18 protein-coding genes and 1 pseudogene are annotated in these 18,387 nt (G+C 57.2%); 9 read left to right on the plus strand and 10 right to left on the minus strand.

Features of this window, described 5'->3' with window-relative positions; all coding sequences use genetic code 11:
* Positions 1 to 197: 197 nt before the first annotated feature.
* The 6 genes and pseudogenes from Q0J85_RS12990 to Q0J85_RS13010 form a co-directional block, all read right to left on the minus strand.
* On the minus strand, positions 198 to 725 hold the full coding sequence (locus tag Q0J85_RS12990; protein WP_294482417.1) for a hypothetical protein: 528 nt from the start codon (positions 723 to 725) through the stop codon (positions 198 to 200).
* Between the two features lie 211 nt (positions 726 to 936).
* Positions 937 to 1,100 (minus strand): annotated as a pseudogene (locus tag Q0J85_RS15500) (IS256 family transposase); the annotation flags it as partial.
* 21 nt (positions 1,101 to 1,121) lie between these two features.
* Positions 1,122 to 1,466, minus strand: coding sequence for a hypothetical protein (locus Q0J85_RS12995; protein WP_294482418.1), 345 nt, complete (start codon positions 1,464 to 1,466; stop codon positions 1,122 to 1,124).
* Positions 1,463 to 2,329, minus strand: coding sequence for a hypothetical protein (locus Q0J85_RS13000; RefSeq protein WP_294482419.1), 867 nt, complete (start codon positions 2,327 to 2,329; stop codon positions 1,463 to 1,465). The genes Q0J85_RS12995 and Q0J85_RS13000 overlap by 4 nt, the downstream gene beginning before the upstream one ends.
* Before the next feature lies 1 nt (position 2,330).
* Positions 2,331 to 3,413 carry a metallophosphoesterase gene (locus tag Q0J85_RS13005; protein WP_294482420.1) on the minus strand — a complete coding sequence of 361 codons (1,083 nt, stop codon included), beginning with the start codon at positions 3,411 to 3,413 and terminating at the stop codon, positions 2,331 to 2,333.
* A 12-nt stretch (positions 3,414 to 3,425) separates the two neighbouring features.
* Positions 3,426 to 4,148, minus strand: coding sequence for a hypothetical protein (locus Q0J85_RS13010; protein WP_294482421.1), 723 nt, complete (start codon positions 4,146 to 4,148; stop codon positions 3,426 to 3,428).
* 319 nt (positions 4,149 to 4,467) lie between these two features.
* Here Q0J85_RS13010 and Q0J85_RS13015 point away from each other — a divergent pair, with 319 nt between their 5' ends.
* From Q0J85_RS13015 to Q0J85_RS13055, 9 genes are read left to right on the plus strand one after another with little or no spacing between them, the layout of a single operon-like run.
* Positions 4,468 to 5,268, plus strand: coding sequence for a hypothetical protein (locus tag Q0J85_RS13015; RefSeq protein WP_294482422.1), 801 nt, complete (start codon positions 4,468 to 4,470; stop codon positions 5,266 to 5,268).
* 14 nt (positions 5,269 to 5,282) lie between these two features.
* Entirely contained in the window at positions 5,283 to 6,878 is a 1,596-nt protein-coding gene (locus tag Q0J85_RS13020) for a hypothetical protein (RefSeq protein WP_294482423.1), read from the plus strand.
* 6 nt (positions 6,879 to 6,884) lie between these two features.
* A complete protein-coding gene (locus tag Q0J85_RS13025) occupies positions 6,885 to 8,585 on the plus strand; it encodes an ATPase, T2SS/T4P/T4SS family (protein WP_294482424.1) in 1,701 nt (566 codons plus the stop codon).
* Positions 8,586 to 8,597: 12 nt separating this feature from the next.
* Positions 8,598 to 9,497 (plus strand): type II secretion system F family protein, encoded by a 900-nt coding sequence (locus tag Q0J85_RS13030; protein ID WP_294482425.1) that lies wholly within the window; start codon positions 8,598 to 8,600, stop codon positions 9,495 to 9,497.
* A 4-nt stretch (positions 9,498 to 9,501) separates the two neighbouring features.
* Positions 9,502 to 10,401 (plus strand): type II secretion system F family protein, encoded by a 900-nt coding sequence (locus Q0J85_RS13035; RefSeq protein WP_294482426.1) that lies wholly within the window; start codon positions 9,502 to 9,504, stop codon positions 10,399 to 10,401.
* Between the two features lie 9 nt (positions 10,402 to 10,410).
* Positions 10,411 to 11,907 (plus strand): FHA domain-containing protein, encoded by a 1,497-nt coding sequence (locus Q0J85_RS13040; RefSeq protein ID WP_294482428.1) that lies wholly within the window; start codon positions 10,411 to 10,413, stop codon positions 11,905 to 11,907.
* Positions 11,904 to 14,264, plus strand: a complete 2,361-nt coding sequence (locus tag Q0J85_RS13045; protein ID WP_294482429.1) for an FHA domain-containing protein — start codon at positions 11,904 to 11,906, stop codon at positions 14,262 to 14,264. The genes Q0J85_RS13040 and Q0J85_RS13045 overlap by 4 nt, the downstream gene beginning before the upstream one ends.
* A gap of 10 nt (positions 14,265 to 14,274) precedes the next feature.
* Positions 14,275 to 14,457 carry a hypothetical protein gene (locus tag Q0J85_RS13050; RefSeq protein ID WP_294482430.1) on the plus strand — a complete coding sequence of 61 codons (183 nt, stop codon included), beginning with the start codon at positions 14,275 to 14,277 and terminating at the stop codon, positions 14,455 to 14,457.
* Entirely contained in the window at positions 14,458 to 15,306 is an 849-nt protein-coding gene (locus Q0J85_RS13055; RefSeq protein WP_294482431.1) for a hypothetical protein, read from the plus strand.
* Between the two features lie 15 nt (positions 15,307 to 15,321).
* Here the strand turns inward: Q0J85_RS13055 and Q0J85_RS13060 are convergent, their stop codons facing one another.
* Genes Q0J85_RS13060 through Q0J85_RS13075 form a run of 4 tightly spaced genes read right to left on the minus strand, consistent with a single transcriptional unit; the run spans position 15,322 to position 18,387 of the window.
* Positions 15,322 to 16,167 carry a serine/threonine-protein kinase gene (locus Q0J85_RS13060; RefSeq protein WP_294482432.1) on the minus strand — a complete coding sequence of 282 codons (846 nt, stop codon included), beginning with the start codon at positions 16,165 to 16,167 and terminating at the stop codon, positions 15,322 to 15,324.
* A complete protein-coding gene (locus tag Q0J85_RS13065; RefSeq protein ID WP_294482433.1) occupies positions 16,164 to 17,237 on the minus strand; it encodes a CpaF family protein in 1,074 nt (357 codons plus the stop codon). Before Q0J85_RS13065 ends, Q0J85_RS13060 begins: the two co-directional genes overlap by 4 nt.
* Positions 17,234 to 17,701: a hypothetical protein gene (locus Q0J85_RS13070; protein WP_294482435.1), complete on the minus strand. Its 468-nt coding sequence runs from the start codon at positions 17,699 to 17,701 to the stop codon at positions 17,234 to 17,236. Before Q0J85_RS13070 ends, Q0J85_RS13065 begins: the two co-directional genes overlap by 4 nt.
* A complete protein-coding gene (locus tag Q0J85_RS13075) occupies positions 17,698 to 18,387 on the minus strand; it encodes a TadE family protein (protein ID WP_294482437.1) in 690 nt (229 codons plus the stop codon). The genes Q0J85_RS13070 and Q0J85_RS13075 overlap by 4 nt, the downstream gene beginning before the upstream one ends.

The raw sequence follows: 18,387 nt of genomic DNA on the forward strand, positions 1-18,387 counted from the left end.
AAATTTGACTATGGGAGAGTAGCACGGCGCCGGGAATTTTTTTACCCGCACTCGCGTTTCGCACACACGAGCGCGGGGTTTTTTTTTGCCACGATACCCCGACTCCACGCCCCTGTTCAGATCTGTAAGCTCCATATCCGAGGCCTTGTGAAGTCTATTGGCGAACTTGTAATCGGCAAGCTGCAGGATATAGTAGTTCAAAAGTTTTTACTCTGATCGTCCAAGGAAAGGTTGTCCCCCTGGGGAGAGAGGCGCATCTTTCCTTGAATGATTTCTGATAAGGTACGCCGTGAACAAAGGATGGAATGATGGGCAATTTCGCCTGAAAACCAGTAAAGGAAATTGATTAGTTCGGAAGGTGCAGGCTGAGAGTGGCTTTGAAAGTATGTCTCAAGATCTCTATGAAAAGTAGTATAATCGGCAAAATCGTAAATGATTTTCCGGGAAAAAAACGGATAGTTCTCGACTTTTATCGCACTTAGATAATCAAAAATGATGTTGAGAATATCGATGACAATCTCCCGCTGATATCCGGTCCGGACGTTTTTAATAAATGTTTCCGTATCAAATTCATATGCAGGTTCATCATTGTATGACACATTGCGGAAATGATTGTGCATGAAGTTGATGGCGCTGTTTTTCGTCTTGAAGAAAACGATTTTCCCATCCGCGAGCAACGGCATGTCGGGATTGCTTTCATGATCCATCAAATAAGGCGAATACAATTTTATATTTCCGGAGCAGAGCGGAAATCTTACAAAAAAGCATTTATACATGGTGCGCTTCTTCCTCCTATGGGGTAGTGTCCGAAATTTTGTGCACATTTGTTTCTGAGCGATTACAGATGACAAACGCGAGTTGGCGCAGCCGAAGCAACCGACCGACCAGAGAGCTCCGGAGGAGCAGGTCGGTTGCGCAGGCGGAGCCTCCCGCCTTTTACCTTATACCGCCTGCGTAAAGTTTGCAAGTATTCATGTACTGCCGAGTGCCCCATTTTGTCGTGGAAATATGCCTGAGTCCGACTCCGACCAGCATCATAGCATCGCCGAGTTCCCATCCGGAAAGCTGCCGACAACCCGGGTTCGGCGACGAATCTCTTTCATAAAAGGACGTTTCAGGTTTCATTCCCCGTTCCCGGCCATGCGTTTCAACTGTCGGGAAAAACCGGAGGTCAAACGCAGGTAGAAATCTGACGGGAGTTTTTCGCCGTAGGTCAGAAACGGGCTTTCTCCTGCCGGGGCTTCGCTCGAGGTCTTGAAAATGCAAGTCCCCTCATCCATTTCGTCGAACATCGCAACGTAAATCTGACGAACGCCGAATTTCAACAGCGTCTCCGCCTGCTCCTGGTAAAACCGCCCATCCCGGCGCGGAATCTGGTCAAATTTGCCGCCATACAGATTGTGCCACGAAAATCCGGGGAAGATCACCGGCAGATAGGTGATTCCGCGCTCCTCACACCACTTCATGTCCGCCGGAATAACCCGACCCATCCATTCCGCCGGGATTCATTGTCGTAACGACCGACTGTCCACGGAGAGACGACCGCGCAACGTGATACGATCCGCCGGATTCGCTCTCCGGCTGCACCCGGAACCGTCCGCCAGTTGTCGTTCACTCCCGCCATTACCGAAAATCCGCCGTAGACCGGATCGGACGTGACCAGATCAATCGCACGCTCAAACCAGCCGGGACTCTCCGGCCGCTCCGCAAACAGCCCCCAGAATGCAACCAGCGGTTTTCCCGCATGGTGCTGGTAGGCCGGATCGTCGCGCCGGATTACTCCGGTGTCGATCAGCCGTTTCCAGTCTCGGGCAAAGAGCTCGAAGTCGGCGTTTCCCGAAATGTCGTACATCAGCATCCACGTCCGGCCGTGCTGAGCGGCGGCGCGGCGGACGTTGGCGAGAACCGTGTCGGCGTTTTCCTGCCCGGACGGATCCCGGAGTTCGGTCAGAAAACGCTGCAGCATCGCACCGCGAATCCCGTATTCGCGCATCCAGCGGAAGTGGCGCGAGACCGTCTCCGGATGGCGTGCGCTGTAAACGTAAGCCGGACGCCCGTCCGCAAAACGGAACGGAGTCGGGAATTTCTCCGATTCGGTCGCCTCGCTCATGTCTGGCCAGTACTCCACCGAACAGCGGCCGGGGGCGAATTCTCCGTTCTTCCCGTAATGACGGAATCCGCGTTCGCTGCCGTCGCCCGGCGCGTTGAACCACCCCTGATAACCGCAGTAGACGCCGCCGGAAAGCGAGCTGTTCTCCCCCGCCGACACGAGGAGCGCGGCGCCCCCGCACAGCAGCGCTCCCAGAAACCGATGCAGAAATGTGTTCATCTCACTTCAGCCGCATCGTGAGAACCGGTTCAGCGCCGGTCAGATTGTAGAACCTCATGACGACCCGGTCTGAATAGACCTCCAGAACCGCGTAACCGTCGAACTCCGCTTTATAGAAGCGGGTTGCATACGGCTGATTTTCGCCAATCAGCGATTGGCGCCATTCCAGATTCCGGTTGGTGGCGTCGCGTTCAGCGGCGAGTTCCGGAGTGTACGCCGCGATTCCCTCCACGACTTTGACGGGGCGTGAATCGCGTTTGTTGATGACGCTCGAAACCGACATCTGTACCGTCGTCCCGTTCGCAGTTTTGCGGTCAATCAGCGAAAGCATGTGCAGATGAGCACTTAAGATCATGACATTGTGTTTTTCAAGAAGAGCCAGCAGCTCCCGCCGTTCCGTCTCCTGCTGCGGGTTTTTGCAGAGCATCCCCCAGTGGGCGCGGTAGTTGTACGGCAGGATCGGATAATGCGTCACGAGAAATACGTGGCGTTTTCCGGCGCTTTCCGTCAGTGCCTGTTTGAGCCAGCCGAGATCGGGGCGCATCGACTCGAAGAAGATGAAACGGTCCTCCCCGCGGTCGATCGTGTAGTTCCACGATGTTTCCGGATCGTTGCGGAGTTCGCGCAGATAAGGAAGCAGCACATCGTCCCCCGCCTCCCATGCTCCCGGCCCGGTCACGTCGTGGTTGCCGCGCACGAGGTAAAACGGCCGTTTGAAAGAGTTTTTCACCGCTGCGAGCGCATGAGAGAAGAGTTTCCCCTGCAGCTCCCGGCTGCCGCACAATCCCTCGGTGAAATCCCCCATCTGGATCACGAACGGGACCGGTTCCGTCCGAAGTGCGGCGGCCGCTTCCACCCGTCGGAACAGTTCCGGCGTATTCGCTTCGGTGCCTCTTGTATAGTTGCGGATCTGGCGCAGATCCTTGCTCATTTCAGCGTTCACCCACTCCATGTCGTGGCAGTCGATGAGGTCGTAGTGGATATCCCCGAGAACCGGGACGGAATAGAGCGGCCGTTCTCCGGTCTCCCCGGCCGATGCGATTCCCGCAACGGCAAGAAACAGCGCAAAAAGAAGATGTTTCATCGTTTTCCCGTCTTATTGGTAAAGATAGTTGCAGAAATAGGTGTCTTTGTTGTCGAGGTTGTTCAGTTCGGCGAACTGCACCGCCCGGGCATGGCAGTCTGCGAAGACGATGTTGGCGCTGCCGTTGTGGCGGGCGGCGGGCTGTTCCGTGCCGGATTTCGGTCCGGTTCCGGAGGGCATCTTCCAGTTGCCGGAGGATTGCGGGGAGGTGATCCACGTCATCCAGGCGACGTAGCTGACCGGTTTGCCGTCGACGACGTCGACCGGACGTCCCGAGTCTCCGATCGCCGCGGTTTCCGCCGGCTTCCGGATGCGGGTGACCCGGATGGTTCCCTCTTTTTGCGTGGTGCCGTTTTTGTAAACGTAACGCATCAGCGTGCGGTTGGCTCCGTAACCGCCGCCCCAGTACGTACCCTGCATCTCATCATCACCGAGTCCGGGACAGCGCCAGACTCCTTTTTCCGGGCTGATCCGGTTGTCGGGATCTTTATAGACCGATTCCGGCGCGATGTAGGCCGCGAGCGCCTGATGCCAGGGATTGGTGAACTTCATCGGGTTGGAACCGGGATTGCCGTCGCTGAAGTTCGGCAGATTCAGTTCCCGTATGGTTTCCGGGGTAAATCCCGGAGCGTAGAAAAGATATTTGAAGCGATCGGCGTTGATCCGGACGTATCCCGGATGCAGCAGAGGAGTCCCGCCGACAAAGACGTGACCGGGTTCAACAGCACGGCGCACAGGAGTTCCTGCACAGATGTGACGATGGTGTTAAAGATTCCGTCCACGCAACTCCTCTCCACGTTTCGATGAGCAAAACGCCGCCGCACCCATGCAAAATGAAAAAAGCGAGATCCCCCGATTAAGAATACGACCGGAATTCTGTTCCGTCAAGCTCAAGGGATGCTTCCCGGAAAAGATTTTGAGGAAATCTCCGGAAATGAGTGGGAGATCATCAGCAAAGGGCTGGAAAACAGTTGATTTCAGTCTTGAAAAAAAGAGGTTTCTGATGTAAATTACACTGGTTTGAAGCTGTAACAGACCGGAGTAATGTATTGATATGAAAAATATAATTCCATTGGTCGTGTCGGTGATTCTGGGGTTGGCGGCGGTCTACCTCGTAAGCAGGCTTCTGTTTGAAAATAAGAATGCCGACTTGGAGAACAAGGTCTCCGTGGTTGTAGCTGCGCGCGATCTCGATGCTCGCGATGAGTTGTCGCAGGGGAGTCTCACGTACAAGGATATCCCGGAATCCGCTGTTCCCAGAAACGCCCTTTTGTGGGAGAATGTCGGCCTCGCATACGGCCAGCAGCTTCCACATGCCGTGTCTCAGGATGACTACATCCTGATGACGGATATCCGGATTCAGACGACCCTCGGCGACTGCGCCCGGCAGGGGGAGTGGACGGTGCCGGTGACCTTTTCGGATCCGGCTCTGGTCAAAATGCTCATGCCTGATGATGAGATCGCCATCATCTCCACTTATGTTTCGCAAAATGTCTCCATCGACAAGGATATGACGGTGAGCGACGGCTCCGGCGTGAAGATGACTGAGTCGCGCGAGACTTCCGTCCTGCTGCCGTGCGTCCGGGTCATTGGAATTGCGAACGAACAGGGCTCTTTCCGGGAGAGCGGAGGGTCGAGCGGCACGGTTTTTGTCTCTCTGCCGCCGCAGCAGGCGATGATTCTCATTGCGGCTCAGCGGGAGTCGGAGCTCTATCCGGTTCTCCGCAAACGGAATGACTCCGTCGCTCTCAACCGGAAGGATGGCGGGGTCGTCAATGCCGACACCTTCGCAAAAATCCGCAAGGGGCTTGTCCCGGCGGAATTGCCTGAAATTCCCAACAAGGATCATCGATGAGAGAGGCGGGGCGTATGAAGTATCTCCGACTGTTTTTTTTTCTGCTGTTCTGTTTTTGCCTGGTGTCGTCCGGTGCGGATGGGGTCGGGCAGGCCGTGGAGACTCCCCGGAATTCCGAACAGTCGATTCAGCTGCCGCCGGAACGGATTTCCGTTTCCACCGGAGAGACCCGGCGGTTTGAAGTTCCGTTTGTCATAGAACATTACCGTTCAAGCACATCCAATGCCCGGGTCAGTCTGGTGGACGGGCGGGCGTTCGAGGTGGAGGGCGTCTCTGCGGGCAGTGCGGTCATAACGGTCCAGGCCGAGGGGATCAGCAAGGAGTTCCGGGTCACCGTCTCGAGCTCGCTCATGCCGATCTACCGGGAATTGAGTCGCGAACTTGGCGACTTGCCCGAAGTGTCGGTGGAGCTGTCGGATGACGTGCTGACTCTGCGCGGAGAGATCACCCGGACTTCACGATGGGATTATTTCCGGCGTGTTGTCAGACGTTATGAAGACCGCTGCCGCAACTATGTGATTTTCCGCCCCGGGCCCGAGTTGTTCGAGGAACTCAAGAAGCAGTTTGCCTCCGCGGGGTATCCTGTGGTGGAAACCGTTTCTCCGCAGAATCCGGGGCAGCTCAGATTTCAGGTGGCGAATGGCGTCCTGACGGTGTCGGGCTATCTGCTCACAGAAAACGATATCGCTTCAGTCAAACGGATTCTCGCACTGCAGAAATGGCTCTCCCCGGAGTGGAACGGTCAGGCCATGCAGGCGGAAACGGATTTGAAAATCGCGGATACCCAGCTCGATGTCGGAGTCGTATTTGTCGGCGTGACCCGGACTCAGCTTGAGCGGCTCGGCAATTCCTCTGCCGACGGGACGGTTCTCTCCTGGAATCTCATCGCATGGTTTCGGGCACTCGCCGGGGCTGCGCCGGATGAGCTTTCCGGCACGTCCGGCGGGAAAGGGCTCTACTCCTATCTCAATACCGATCTCAAAGGGTCGCTGGTCTTTTTCGGCAACAACGGGATCTCGGACTTTCGCGACGCGGGCCATGTTACGCTGACCAACAACAGCAGGAATTTCGCGACCTACGAGAATGGCGGAACCTTGAACGTCAAGGTGTACGGGCAGGACACCGCCGAGCTCAAGCCGATTGAATTCGGCCTCAAATTGAAGATCCGCGGCAGCCTCGTCCGGGCCAACGAGGCGAGACTGGAACTGGAGCTGGAGAAAAGTCTCGCTCCGATCAAGCAGGATGAGGATTACTTTCAGCGGTCGGCCAAAACCGCCACGGAGATTCTCTGTCCGCTGAACCAGACGGCGGTCATCGCCGGTCAGAAAGATCTGACTTATACCAGCAGCGGTCCGAGCGGTTATGCGTTTCTGCGCCATATCCCGGTCATCAACTGGTTTACCTCCTCGGAAGAGGAGCAGAGCGAAGAGATGCTGCTGTTGATTCTGGTTTCCCCGCGGATTGCGAATTCAAATGTGCAGATGACCTCCATCCCCTCCGACGAAACGCGGGAGGTGGAACCTGCCGTCTCGCGCTCGATCGAAGAGAAAAATGAAAAAATCCGTGAACAGGAGTCGCGGAGCTGGTTTGAGAAAATGTTCACCTGGTAGAGTCCAATGATGCAGCTGAGAGTTACAACCGCCGATGGAGAACGGAAAAGCATTGTGCTCGATGGCAAACTTCCTCTGCTGATCGGGCGTTCCGGGGAGGCCGGTCTCTGTCTTCCGGACAGGAGGGTCTCCCGCCGGCACGCGGAACTCACTGGAAACGAGGACGGCGATCTCTTTCTGGAAGATCTCTCGAGTCGAACCGGGACCCGGGTGAACGGTGCGGTCGTTTCAGGCCGAACGAAACTGCGGCCCGGCGATGTGATCCGGATCGGGGAGACGGAGCTGGTGCTGGAACAGACTTCCCAACCTCTCCCGGCGTCTGTCGACAGCTCTTCGGCAAAGATCGGGAGCGGCGGACCCGCTTCGTCTCCGGAGCAGCACGGCATGCCGGTTTACGGCGGGCAAAACGGTGAGCCGACCGAGCTGTACAGCGAGGCGATGATGCAGCTGGCGCGGCGGATTCAGAATCGCGTACTGGAGTTGCTCAATATCGGCAATTTTTCCGCTTTGGAGATGACGAACGGAGAGATGCGCCCGAAAGTCGAAGATGCTCTTGACCAGATTCTCCGGGAGGTCCGGCACGAGATTCCGGTCCGGGTGAAACTCGAAGAGTTCCGGCAAATTCTGCTGGACGATCTGATCGGACTCGGTCCGCTTTCGCCGCTGCTTCGTGATCCGTCCATTTCGGAAATCATGATCAACGGTCCGGCGAATCTTTTCGTTGAGAGCCGCGGATTGCTCTATCGGACCGCCGCCAGATTCAACAGTGAAAGTCACCTGCAATCGATCATTCAGCGCATTGTCGAACCGCTCGGACGCCACATCGATGCCGCTTCTCCGATGGTGGACGCCCGGTTGGAAGACGGGTCCCGGGTGAATGCGGTGATCCCGCCGCTGGCGCTCGACGGATCGCTGGTAACGATCCGGAAGTTTCCCTCGAAAAAACTCACGGATGAGGATCTGATCCGATTCGGGAGCCTGACCCGGCCGATGGCGTTGTTTCTGCGGGAGGCGGTGCGCGCCCGGCGCAACATTCTGGTTTCGGGCGGAACCGGTTCCGGCAAGACGACACTTCTGAACATCCTGTCGCAATTCATCCCCGAAAAGGAGCGGATCATCACAGTGGAGGATTCCGCGGAGCTCAAGCTCAGTCATGAGAACCTCTGCCGGCTCGAAGCGCGTCCCGCGAATGTGGAGGGGCAGGGGCGGGTCACGATTCGCGACCTTGTCATCAATACCCTGCGAATGCGTCCCGACCGGATCATCGTCGGGGAGTGCCGCGGTGCGGAAGCGCTCGACATGCTTCAGGCCATGAATACCGGCCATGACGGTTCCATGACCACCTGCCACGCGAACAACCCGCGCGATGCTCTGTCGCGTCTGGAAAATATGGTCATGATGGCGGGATTTGAGCTGCCCTCGTCGGCGATCCGGGAGCAGATCGCCTCGGCGATTCATCTGATTGTTCAGCAGACCCGATTGCCGGACGGGTCCAGAAAGATCGTGAAGATCTCGGAAGTGACCGGGCGTGAGGGCAGCACGATTCTGCTTCAGGATATCTTCACTTTCGAGCAGGAGGGGTTTGACGAGAAGTTTCACGTGATCGGGCATCATACCGCGACCGGAAATATTCCGCGGTTTGTGGATGAACTGCGTCAAGCCGGAGATCTGGAGTTGGACATGTCCGTATTTGTACCGGAAGGGTGATAAGGAGGAGCAATGAATTCCCTCTCTCTCTTACAGCGTTACGGCGTCTATTTGCTGGTGCTTCTGGCTGTTGCTCTGCTGGTTTATATTCTCATTTCTCTGATTCAGTCGTTCAGCATGGAGCAGGCGGATCGGAAAATCCGGGAAAACCGCTCGGAGGGGATGGCGAACAACATTTATTATTTCATCGGCCGCGCGACGCTTCAGCAGCTTCAGCTTTCGCTCGGGATTCTTCTGGCGGGAGGGATGATTACGACGCTGATTTTCTGTCAGGTTTATGAGCCGCTGATTATCGTTCCGGTTGCAGCGATGGCTTTCATTCTCGGGATGGTGGCGCCGTGGTTCTATTTTTCGCAGAAAGTCCGTCGCCGCGCGGAACGGTTTGAAAACAGCATTCTGGATCTTTCACTGGGATTGACCAACGGTCTGCGGGCCGGACAGGCGCTGCCGCAAGCGCTGGAAGTGTTTTCCCGGCGGTGCGAGGGCCCTTTGAAAGAGGAACTTATGATTGTGATCCGGGAGTATCGACTCGGTTTGGAGTTGGCCGAGGCGATGCAGCGGATGTACAACCGGATTCCGTGCGAAGACCTGCAGCTGCTGATCATCTCGATCCGGCTCACGACGCAGTCCGGGGGCAGCATGGTGGAGGTTCTCGAAAAAATCACCGGAATGATCCGGGGGCGGACGGAGTTTCATCAGAAACTCCGGGCGTTGACGGCGCAGGGGCGTTTTGAGGCGCTGGCGATGGCATTGGCGCCTCTGGTCGCTTTTCTGCTGCTTTTCTTCATCAACAATGATCTGATGCTGCCGATGGTTCAGACATTGATCGGCTGGTGCGCCATCGGTGTGATGCTGACTTTGGAGGTGATCGGTTATCTGGTAATCCGGTCGATTGTGGACATCAAGGTGTGAACGAATGAAACAGATTCTTATTTATGCGTTGACCTTTTCCGTGATCGTGCTGCCGACTCTTTTCTTCACGATGTTCGCGGGAAAGCGGGAGAAGAAGGCTGCCGTGGAGCGGGAGCACTCCATCTGGTTGTTCTCGCTGCTGAAACCGTTTATCGATCTGTTGATGGCGGTCGGCGTTGGAACGTTTTTTCGGCGGGTGTTTCCGGGGCGGTGTGCCGAGCTTCAAAAGCAGTTGAACTTTGCCGGGTTGAAGTTCACATCTGCGGAAGTTTGCTGCATGCAGTTGTTTCTGGTCGTGCTTTTCGGCGTCGCCACCGGTTGTGTGACGGCGGAACTGGTCGGCGATGAGAATCGGATTTCCATTCCGGTCGCCGGGGCGATTGCGGCAATGATCGGCGGGAGTCTGCCGGGGATCGTGATCGGCAATCTGGTCAAAGAACGGCGTCTTTCGATCTTAAAGGCGATTCCCTATTCGATCGACCTGATCGCTTCGGCGATGCGGGGGGGGCTCGATTTTTCCGCGGCAGTGCGGTTCTACGTGAAACTCGGTATCGACAGTCCGCTGACGGAGGAGTATTCCCAGATGCTTCGTGAGATGGAGCTCGGGGTGGTTCGCACCGTTGCACTGCAGAATATGGCCGACCGGATTCACATTCAGGAGTTCTCTTCATTCGCGGCGGCGATCGCTCTGGGGACTGAACTGGGGGCGCCGCTGACCGAGACGATGGAGATTCAGGGCGAGGAGATGCGCAAAGCCCGTTTTGCCCTGGCGGAGTGCAAGGCGCAGCGGGCGCCGTCTCTGATGCTTCTGCCGATGGCGCTGTTCATTCTGCCGGCGGTGTTCATCATCATTCTGACTCCGGTTTTTCTGAAAATGAGGGAGGCGGGAGTCCCGCTGTTCTGAGGAGGAAATATGGAGCATTCCGTTGCGAATTACAAGATAATGTTCCTGGCCGGAGAACTTGCCGGGAGGGTGTTTGCCGTGCGGAATTCCGGTACGCTGATCGGACGGCGTCGGGATGCCGATATCCGTCCGGGCGGATTGGATATCGGGGCGGAGCATGTGACGCTTCTGCCGCAATCCGATCACGGGGTACTGCTGCACGTTCACGCGAACGAGTCCGCCCGGGTCAACGGCGATGAAGTGATCGGCGAGGGGGATTTTCTGCTGCTCCCCGGTGCGGATGTCCGCATCGGAAAAGAGTTGACTTTCGTTCTGGAGGAGGATGATTCCCCTGCAACCCCGGATTCCGCGACGGTGCCGTCGGCAGATCCGGAGGAGGCGACCGAGGAGCTTACCGGAGAGACGGCCGGCGAGGAGTCGGACGTCGCCGCCCCATCGAACGATGCCGACTGCACCCGCTATGCTTCCGGTGCGGAACTCGAGGAGTTGCGGAAGTTCAACCGCAGCCGTCGGTGGCATCGCCGGATTGTGTTGACCGGAGGAGTCGTGCTGTTTCTGCTGATCATCGGCGGCGCCGGCGTGATCTCCCGAATGCAGTTGGAGAATCCGGTCACCTGGCCCGGGGAAGTTTCCGGTAATTTCGATGACGGTGAATTCCGCATGGAAATCGAACCGGACGGGAAATGCCTTGTTTATTACCCGAAAACCCCGGGTACCGTCACGAAAAGCGATGGGAACAACCATGAAATCATGACTGCATTGGGAAAGAACATGGATGTTCCGTTCCATATTGTCTTTACGGTATCGACTCTTCCGGACGGTTTCCGGAAGACCCGGCAAAAAAGTTTCGATGAGTGGCGCAAGCGGGTTTCGGAGCAGAACGGTTTCGCGTTTCTGGACGATCCGGAACAGGAGTTCTACCGTCCGACGGAGAGCGGTTTCCCCTATTACCGGCTCTCCTACACCCGGCAGGACAAAAATTTTCGCTGGCAGGGATATGCCAGTTACATGCGTTACCACGACAAGGAGCTGATTCTGCTGCGGGAAGTGCCTGCCAGTCACTTCTGGCGTTCCGAGCAGGTTCTGCAAAGTTTCGGAGCCTTTGTCGTTTCTCCGGCGATGGTGGACCACTACTGGGAGATCCCGGCGGAACGCATGACGGAGGACTCCACCCGGCTGCTGCAGCGCGCGTCGTTCGAGTTGCGGAAAAACATTGCCGCGACGGTATGGGATGACGTTGACCTGATGCTCAGGACGTTGCTGTGCCGGGCTTACGAGACGAACGATCCGGTTTTGATTTCGGCCGTTGTTCCGCTGTGGCGGGAGTTTCGGGAAAAGCAGCAGATCTGGTATTCGCAGTGCTGTCTGGCGTTTCAGACCTATCAGACGGCAGGAAATTCGGAGGGGATGAACCGGATCGTCAACGAGTGTCTGCGCCGTTTCCCCTCGCCGGACGACCATCGTCATGTGAAGATCATGAAAAATATCTGGACGATTGAAGAATGAGCAGAATATTTCACAGACGTGAGCGGAATGAGGGCGCTTCGGAGACCCAGCCGGAAGCGGGAAAGAAGAAACGTGCCGTTGTGCGTCTCCTCGAGTTCCGCTGCCGGGGAAAACTCCTTTATTCCGCCAAGAGCGATACGCTGGGGGATCGGGTCCGGATCGGCCGGGCGGAGGATAACGACTGGGTGATCCCCCCCGAGGATCGAGTTTCGGCGGATTATCAGGCGGAGTTGCGGATCGGGTCCCGGGAAATCCGGCTGCAGGCGTGCGGAAAAAACGGGATTCATGTTCACGGGCGGGCGGTATCGAGCTGCGTGCTCCGGCCGAACGATCGCGTTGCCATCGGCGATTGCGAACTGTTCGTCAAACCAGCGGAGGTCGGCAATGCCCGGCCGTGCGATGTTCATCGCCTGGAGTCTCTGAACGGACCGCATGAGGGGGAAATGATCCGTCTGGAGAAGAGTCTGGTTCGGATCGGTTCAGATCCGGAGAATGATATCGTGATCCGCGACGATGTGGTATCCCGCCATCATGCCGAAATTCGGATCGCGGAAAACGGGGAATCCTGGATTCGCGATCTCGGCAGTGTCAACGGAACTTTTGTCAATGGCGACAAACTCGGGCGGCAGGAACGCATGTTGATGGATTCCGATGAAATTTCCATCGCGTTTTTCGATTTTCTGTTTCTCGACCGCAACGTCCCGCACACGCGCTCCCAGATCGGCCGGAAAATTCTGGTGATGGGGATCACGCTGCTGGTCATTCTCGGCATATTCGGGATATTTTATATTACCACGCCGCAGGCCTCTCAGGTGCTTGCCGCGGCGGAGTTTTATATCCGGCGTGCGGATTTCGCGACGGCCCGGCGGCTGCTGGACCGGATGCCGGAATCCCGGGATTATCAGAAATACGAGAAGTTTCACAACGAACATTTGAAGAACATTGCCCGCTATGAAAAGACGTTTGCGTTCTGGAACGAATTCCAGAGGCATCTGCAGAATTCGGAGTGGCAGGACGCGGCCGAATGTTACGGACGTCTGGAGATCGACAACCGATTCGCCTGGAACTGGGAGGATGCGACAGTCGATGAACGCATGGCCCTGGTGCGACACGCGAAATCGCTGCTGGATATTCAGTTTAAAATCCGGGCGACGCTTTCCTCGATGGATTCAGAACCGGAAACTCAGCGGGAGCTGTTGGCCGAGTTGAAGAAAACGCCTCTTCTTGCCTCCGCCGAAACGGGCGAACCGGAGTGGCTTCGGCCGTTGCGCGAGGAGATCCGGCGTCTGACGGCCGAATTGGAGAACAACTGTGCCGTTCTCGATCAAATGCATGCGGCGCTGGATCAGCTCAAGAGCGAGACGCTGGATTTTCACAAATTGATCGCGGAGATGGAGCATTTCCGGACGATCTCATCCGGCAATATCCGGGTGCGGGCGCAGGATTTCTCCGATGTCCTCAAACATCTGGAGAAAAACCAGAGCGAGGTCAGCGCCAATCAGAATGCGCTGATTTCCATGCGTTTTTCCGATATCCGGCGGGATGTTTCATTCGTGTCGGCGGACGAATGCATGATCAGCAGCCGGATTCTGCAGAAACGCAACATGCTGGTGAAACAGCAGGAGATGCTGCTGCGCAATGCGGGAAATCTGAAATTTCTGTTGGGCAAACTGCAGTCTGTCGGCGTTACCCGGGATCGAGTTCCCGAAATCGCGGCGGAATTCGCCTCGGAGGAGAAAGTCGGCAGGGCGTTGCAGTTTGAATGTCTGAACAGAAAAATGCCGAGTCCGCACCGGCAGACTCCGGCCGGAGATTATGACCGGATGTTCGGAATCCGTTATTTCTATGAAATGATCCAGCAATCGGCGACTCTTCCGACGAATCTCTACTCCGACGACATCGTTCCGAGTCTCGAATTTCGACCGGAGTGTATTGCGCTGGCAGCGCTCTATCGGACGGTGGAGGAGACGAATCTCTGGCTTTCGCTCCCGGAAAACCGCTGGATGCTCAACGGCGAGACCCGGAAACTCAAGCAGCAGTGTGAAAATCTGCTCAAGCGTCGCGCCGCCATGCTCGCCATGTTCAACCGGATGGCGGAATCCGCCGGGGAAACGCGGAGTTACTTTGTCGCCAAAACGGCCTATTTCTATTTTTCGCCGGCTTCCACGATTTCCGCGGAGGAGATGCAGAAGTACGCCGCCGCCTGGAAGCGTTTCCGGGCGAAGCAGCAAACCGTGCTTGATGGGTATGATCCGCTCAAGCCGGAGGCGGCTGCCCGGATCGGGAAGTCGCTTCTTTCCTCCGGGATTCCGGGGGATCCGCTGATCAACTGGGTCTGGGGGCAGCATTATGAATAAAAGGCGGCGCATGACGAAAAAACGGAGCGTCCTGCTGGAATACACAATTCTGCTCTGTTCGATTCTACCGCTGGTCTTTGCCGCTTCGGCTTCGATCTACTCGCTTTCCGGAGGTTCATTCGGGCCGATCGGACGAGGGGTTGTCGCGCTTTATCAGCGGATCGTCACGATTGTTTCCCTGCCGATTCCGTGAATGATGGCTGCTGAAATCAGGAAAAGAACAATTTCCGGATCGCCGGATGAACTGGATGCCGCGGGTTTTTTCCCGGTTCCCGGAGAGACGGATGAGCAGTTTGCTTCCCGGCTCGAAACGCTCTCCGGAGAGCTCGAGGCGCTCCGGGACGGTTCTTCGGATCTTCTGCCGCTCCTCCGGCAGAGCCGGCCGCTCTCCCGCGAGGTGCGCGATGCGGCCAATCAGCTGACCTGGGAAACATACCGTTTCCGGGCGGATTGGGTGGCCGGTTGGTACTCCTCCCGGCGAACAGGTCTCTTCTCCGCCGGAATTCTGCTCGAGGTCGACGGGGCGTTGCCGCTGCTCTTCCTGCACGGAACATTTGCCCGGCGAAACCGGAGATGGGGATATGATGCCGCTGAAACCCTCGCGCATGAATTGATTCATGCGGTTAGAATCGCGTTTCCCGCTTCGGTTTATGAGGAGTATTTCCCCTGTCAGGTTCATGCTTCGGCATTTCGGAGATGGGCGGGGAATCTTTTCCGCCGGTGGTATCTGCCGTTTTTTTCGCTCGGAGGAATCGCGGCGGCGGCGGTTCTTGCGGCCGTAGGGAACGCACTCTGGTTTCTGCCGCTGGCCGGACCGCTGCTGGTCCTTGCGCGGGAATTTCAGATCCGCCGCCGTCTCGGGAAAGCCGCGCATACTTTGCGCATGGCCGGAGTGGATCCGCTGCCGGTTCTGCTCCGGCTCTCGGATCAGGAGATTTTCGAGATTGCCGCGCTTTCTCCGGCGGAACTGGAGGAGAGACGGAAGTATTCCCCGCGCTGGCGGCGGCTTCTCGAACGTTTCCCGTTTCGGGAAGAGTCCTGAGGCGTGGAGGCGTGTTCAGACGCCTCCCGGCAGCGACATGGCGTCGAGCTCCGCAAGAATTTCCGTCGCGCTCCGGGGGCGCAGTGCCGGGGAATATTCGAGCATCCGTCCCAGCAGGAGGGCGAGATTCTCCGTCGCAACGACTTTCAAACGGTCGACAGGAGGCGCCGAACGATCGGAGAGGATGAATTTGAGCGTTTCGGCGAAGCTCCCTTTCGGGCGCAGACGGTCTCCGGTCAACACCTCGAAGAGCACCACTGCAAGGCTGTAGAGATCGCTGCGGGCGTCGACCGAAGTGGAGTCATGTGCCTGCTCCGGAGACATGCAGGAGGCCGTTCCGAAGATCTTCCCCCGTTCTTCCGGATATCCAGGGAGCTGGACCAGACCGAAATCGCCCAGGCGGAAATCGCCGTCGGAGGTCAGCCAGATGTTGTCAGGCTTGACATCACGATGGACCATGTCATGCGCGTGGAGCGCCGCCAGTCCCCGGAGCATTTCCCGCAGCAGGCGGACCGCCGTTGCCAGCGGCAGGCGACGATGTCCGGTCAGTTGTCGGCGAAGTGTTCCGCCATCGGCATATTCCATCGTCGCATAAGGGAGGCCGGAAACCGTCTCCCCGCAGTCGAATACCCGGATCAGAAAGGGACTCGGCGCGGTTTTGAGGAACTCGGCCATCTCGTAAAATTGCGGAATGCGCGGATGTTCCGGACGCAGAAATTTGATCGCGATCGGGGTGCGGTTTCTCCGGTGAAAAGCGAGCCAGCATTCCGAGAGCTCCCGCACCCGCAGCGGCCGGATCAGCTGAGATCCGGCAATCAGCTCTCCCGCGAAGAAGAACGGCGTGGGGGATTCCTGCTTCATCGATACTCGGGCAGTTCCAGATGAAGAAGCTCGGCATCGTCCCGGAACGTCGGACACTCGCCAAGCAGGAAGCCGCCTGTGACGGTCCCGTCCGGTGCGACGGAACGGGTCTCCCAACGCATCAGCGAGCGGAGGCGGTATTCGCCGTTTTCGAGCGGAAGCACTTCGGCGATTTCAACGATTTTTCGCGAGCCGTCCGGCAGTCGCATGGTGTGGACCACGCAGTTGATGGCGGAGGCGACCTGCATCCGGATTGCCGTGAGCGGCAGGTTGGCTCCGCTTAAAATCGCACAGGTTTCCATGCGGCTCAACGCATCGAGCGGACTGTTCGCATGAATCGTGGACATCGAGCCGGAGTGACCGGTATTCATCGCCTGCAGGAGATCGAGCGCCTCACCGCCGCGGATCTCGCCGATGACCAGCCGGTCGGGACGGAGACGCAGAGAGGCAATGACCAGATCGCGGATCGAAAATTCCCCCTGTCCGTTTTTATCGGGTTTGCGGGTTTCAAAGTAGACGCAATGCTTCTGCTGAAGCTGCAGTTCGCTGGCATCTTCAAGCACGAGAATACGGTCGTTCTCCGGGATCAGCCCGCTCAACGCATTCAGGACGGAGGTCTTTCCGGAGGAGGTTCCGCCGGAGACGATGGTGTTTTTCCGCAGTTTGACGATCGCGTTCAGCAGAAGAACGCCCTCGTGAGGAATGCTGCCGAATTGTTCGAGCCGGTCGATGGTCAGCATCTCCTTTTTGAATTTCCGGATCGAGAGGATCGTTCCGCAGCGGCTGATCGGCGGAATCGTGGCGTGAACGCGCGAGCCGTCCGGCAGTCGCGCATCCAGATCCGGGTGCATTTCGTCGAGCTGGCGGTCGACCGATTTTGCGATGTTGACTGCCGCGGCTTTCAACTGCGCCTCGTTGGCAAAACGGGCGGGGGTCTCCTCGAGCTTCCCGTTCCGTTCGATGTAGATTTGCGACGGGCCGTTGATCAGAATTTCGGACACCTGGTCATCCGCCAGATACTCCTTGACCGGGGCCAGAAACAGTACCAGAAACGACGAATTTTCGTTCATTGAATGATCTCTCCTTCAAACTCGATTTTTTTATCCCGCCGATAGGAGAACCCGGTCCGGTTCGTCCCGATTTTCCAGATCTGCAGGGTCAACTCATATTTCCCGTTGGAAAAGGTCAGAATGACTTGCGGTCTCAAACTCTCATCGAGCGTGATCTGTTTTTCCGGCCGCCAGGACTGGCTCTGAAACCAGGCGCTCAGACGACCGCGCGTTGAGACGAAATTCGCGGCAGTCTCCCCTGTATACTCCCAGCTGTCCTCCGGACAGCGCTGCGCAGTCATGCCGGGAGGCAGCCGCAGCGGCGGCAGAGCCTCCACCCGGGCGGGATTCCGACCGGCCGCCCGCCTGGTGACGGGCTGCCGGCCAGCCGCCGACGGGACCGGCTCCCGCAAAAGCAGGAGAATGCCCGTTCCTCCGAAAAGAATCAGCAGAAAAACGACGGCAAAAAGCGGCAACTTCTTCAATTCTTCCTGCTCCACTTCTCGTATTTGTCGTAACGCTCGTAGAATTTGATTTTTTCGGGTTCCTTTTCCTGTTCTTTCGTATCGTCCTTGTATTTGGGGGCGTCCAGAAGTTCGATCTTCCACTCCTTGGGATATTCATCATCTTTCGAGTCGAACTTCCAGACGTTGTGTTTCGCGACGAGACTGGAGTCCCAGTGCCGCTTGTCGGTATTGGAACTTTTCGTGCGCATGATGATGCACTGCGTGTACTTGTTGCCGTAACGGGAGGAGGTCATCTGGAGCTCCGGAATCGAAAACGGCCTGCTTTCACCCCGCGCTGTGTAGGGCATGTTGATCCAGTTGTCGAGGAACCCCGGCCGGGTCTCGTACAGCGTGGTTTTGGACCCGATGAACTGCAGAAATGAATGCTCCCCGGTCAGGGCGCGTTCCTGCGAGGTCGTGATCAGCGTGGTGCGCGGGAACATCTCCTGCAACGCCGTAATCGCCGGCAGACGCGTTGAGAACCGATTCCCCGCCATCCAGACCCCCCAGTGGTCGGCCGCCCGCAGATTGACTGCGTCGAGCGACTTCATACCGAGCCAGAGAATTCCGCCGATCGTGGCCATGTAGATCGGCAGAACCAGCACGAACTCCATCAAAACGGAGCCGCGACCGGAGGAGAACAGATTGTGTCGACACTTCTTCAT

The organism is uncultured Victivallis sp. (genome assembly GCA_944389935.1).
Classification (GTDB): domain Bacteria; phylum Verrucomicrobiota; class Lentisphaeria; order Victivallales; family Victivallaceae; genus Victivallis.

What these genes read in the sequence shown, in the direction of transcription:
- Q0J85_RS13000 (WP_294482419.1), bottom strand. Translation starts at nt 2,329, where the DNA reads ATGAACACATTTCTGCATCGGTTTCTGGGAGCGCTGCTGTGCGGGGGC.
- Q0J85_RS13005 (WP_294482420.1), bottom strand. Translation starts at nt 3,413, where the DNA reads ATGAAACATCTTCTTTTTGCGCTGTTTCTTGCCGTTGCGGGAATCGCA.
- Q0J85_RS13035 (WP_294482426.1), top strand. Translation starts at nt 9,502, where the DNA reads ATGAAACAGATTCTTATTTATGCGTTGACCTTTTCCGTGATCGTGCTG.
- Q0J85_RS13015 (WP_294482422.1), top strand. Translation starts at nt 4,468, where the DNA reads ATGAAAAATATAATTCCATTGGTCGTGTCGGTGATTCTGGGGTTGGCG.
- Q0J85_RS13075 (WP_294482437.1), bottom strand. Translation starts at nt 18,387, where the DNA reads ATGAAGAAGTGTCGACACAATCTGTTCTCCTCCGGTCGCGGCTCCGTT.
- Q0J85_RS13025 (WP_294482424.1), top strand. Translation starts at nt 6,885, where the DNA reads ATGATGCAGCTGAGAGTTACAACCGCCGATGGAGAACGGAAAAGCATT.
- Q0J85_RS13040 (WP_294482428.1), top strand. Translation starts at nt 10,411, where the DNA reads ATGGAGCATTCCGTTGCGAATTACAAGATAATGTTCCTGGCCGGAGAA.
- Q0J85_RS12995 (WP_294482418.1), bottom strand. Translation starts at nt 1,466, where the DNA reads ATGAAGTGGTGTGAGGAGCGCGGAATCACCTATCTGCCGGTGATCTTC.
- Q0J85_RS13030 (WP_294482425.1), top strand. Translation starts at nt 8,598, where the DNA reads ATGAATTCCCTCTCTCTCTTACAGCGTTACGGCGTCTATTTGCTGGTG.
- Q0J85_RS13045 (WP_294482429.1), top strand. Translation starts at nt 11,904, where the DNA reads ATGAGCAGAATATTTCACAGACGTGAGCGGAATGAGGGCGCTTCGGAG.
- Q0J85_RS13055 (WP_294482431.1), top strand. Translation starts at nt 14,458, where the DNA reads ATGATGGCTGCTGAAATCAGGAAAAGAACAATTTCCGGATCGCCGGAT.
- Q0J85_RS13060 (WP_294482432.1), bottom strand. Translation starts at nt 16,167, where the DNA reads ATGAAGCAGGAATCCCCCACGCCGTTCTTCTTCGCGGGAGAGCTGATT.
- Q0J85_RS13050 (WP_294482430.1), top strand. Translation starts at nt 14,275, where the DNA reads ATGACGAAAAAACGGAGCGTCCTGCTGGAATACACAATTCTGCTCTGT.
- Q0J85_RS13020 (WP_294482423.1), top strand. Translation starts at nt 5,283, where the DNA reads ATGAAGTATCTCCGACTGTTTTTTTTTCTGCTGTTCTGTTTTTGCCTG.
- Q0J85_RS13065 (WP_294482433.1), bottom strand. Translation starts at nt 17,237, where the DNA reads ATGAACGAAAATTCGTCGTTTCTGGTACTGTTTCTGGCCCCGGTCAAG.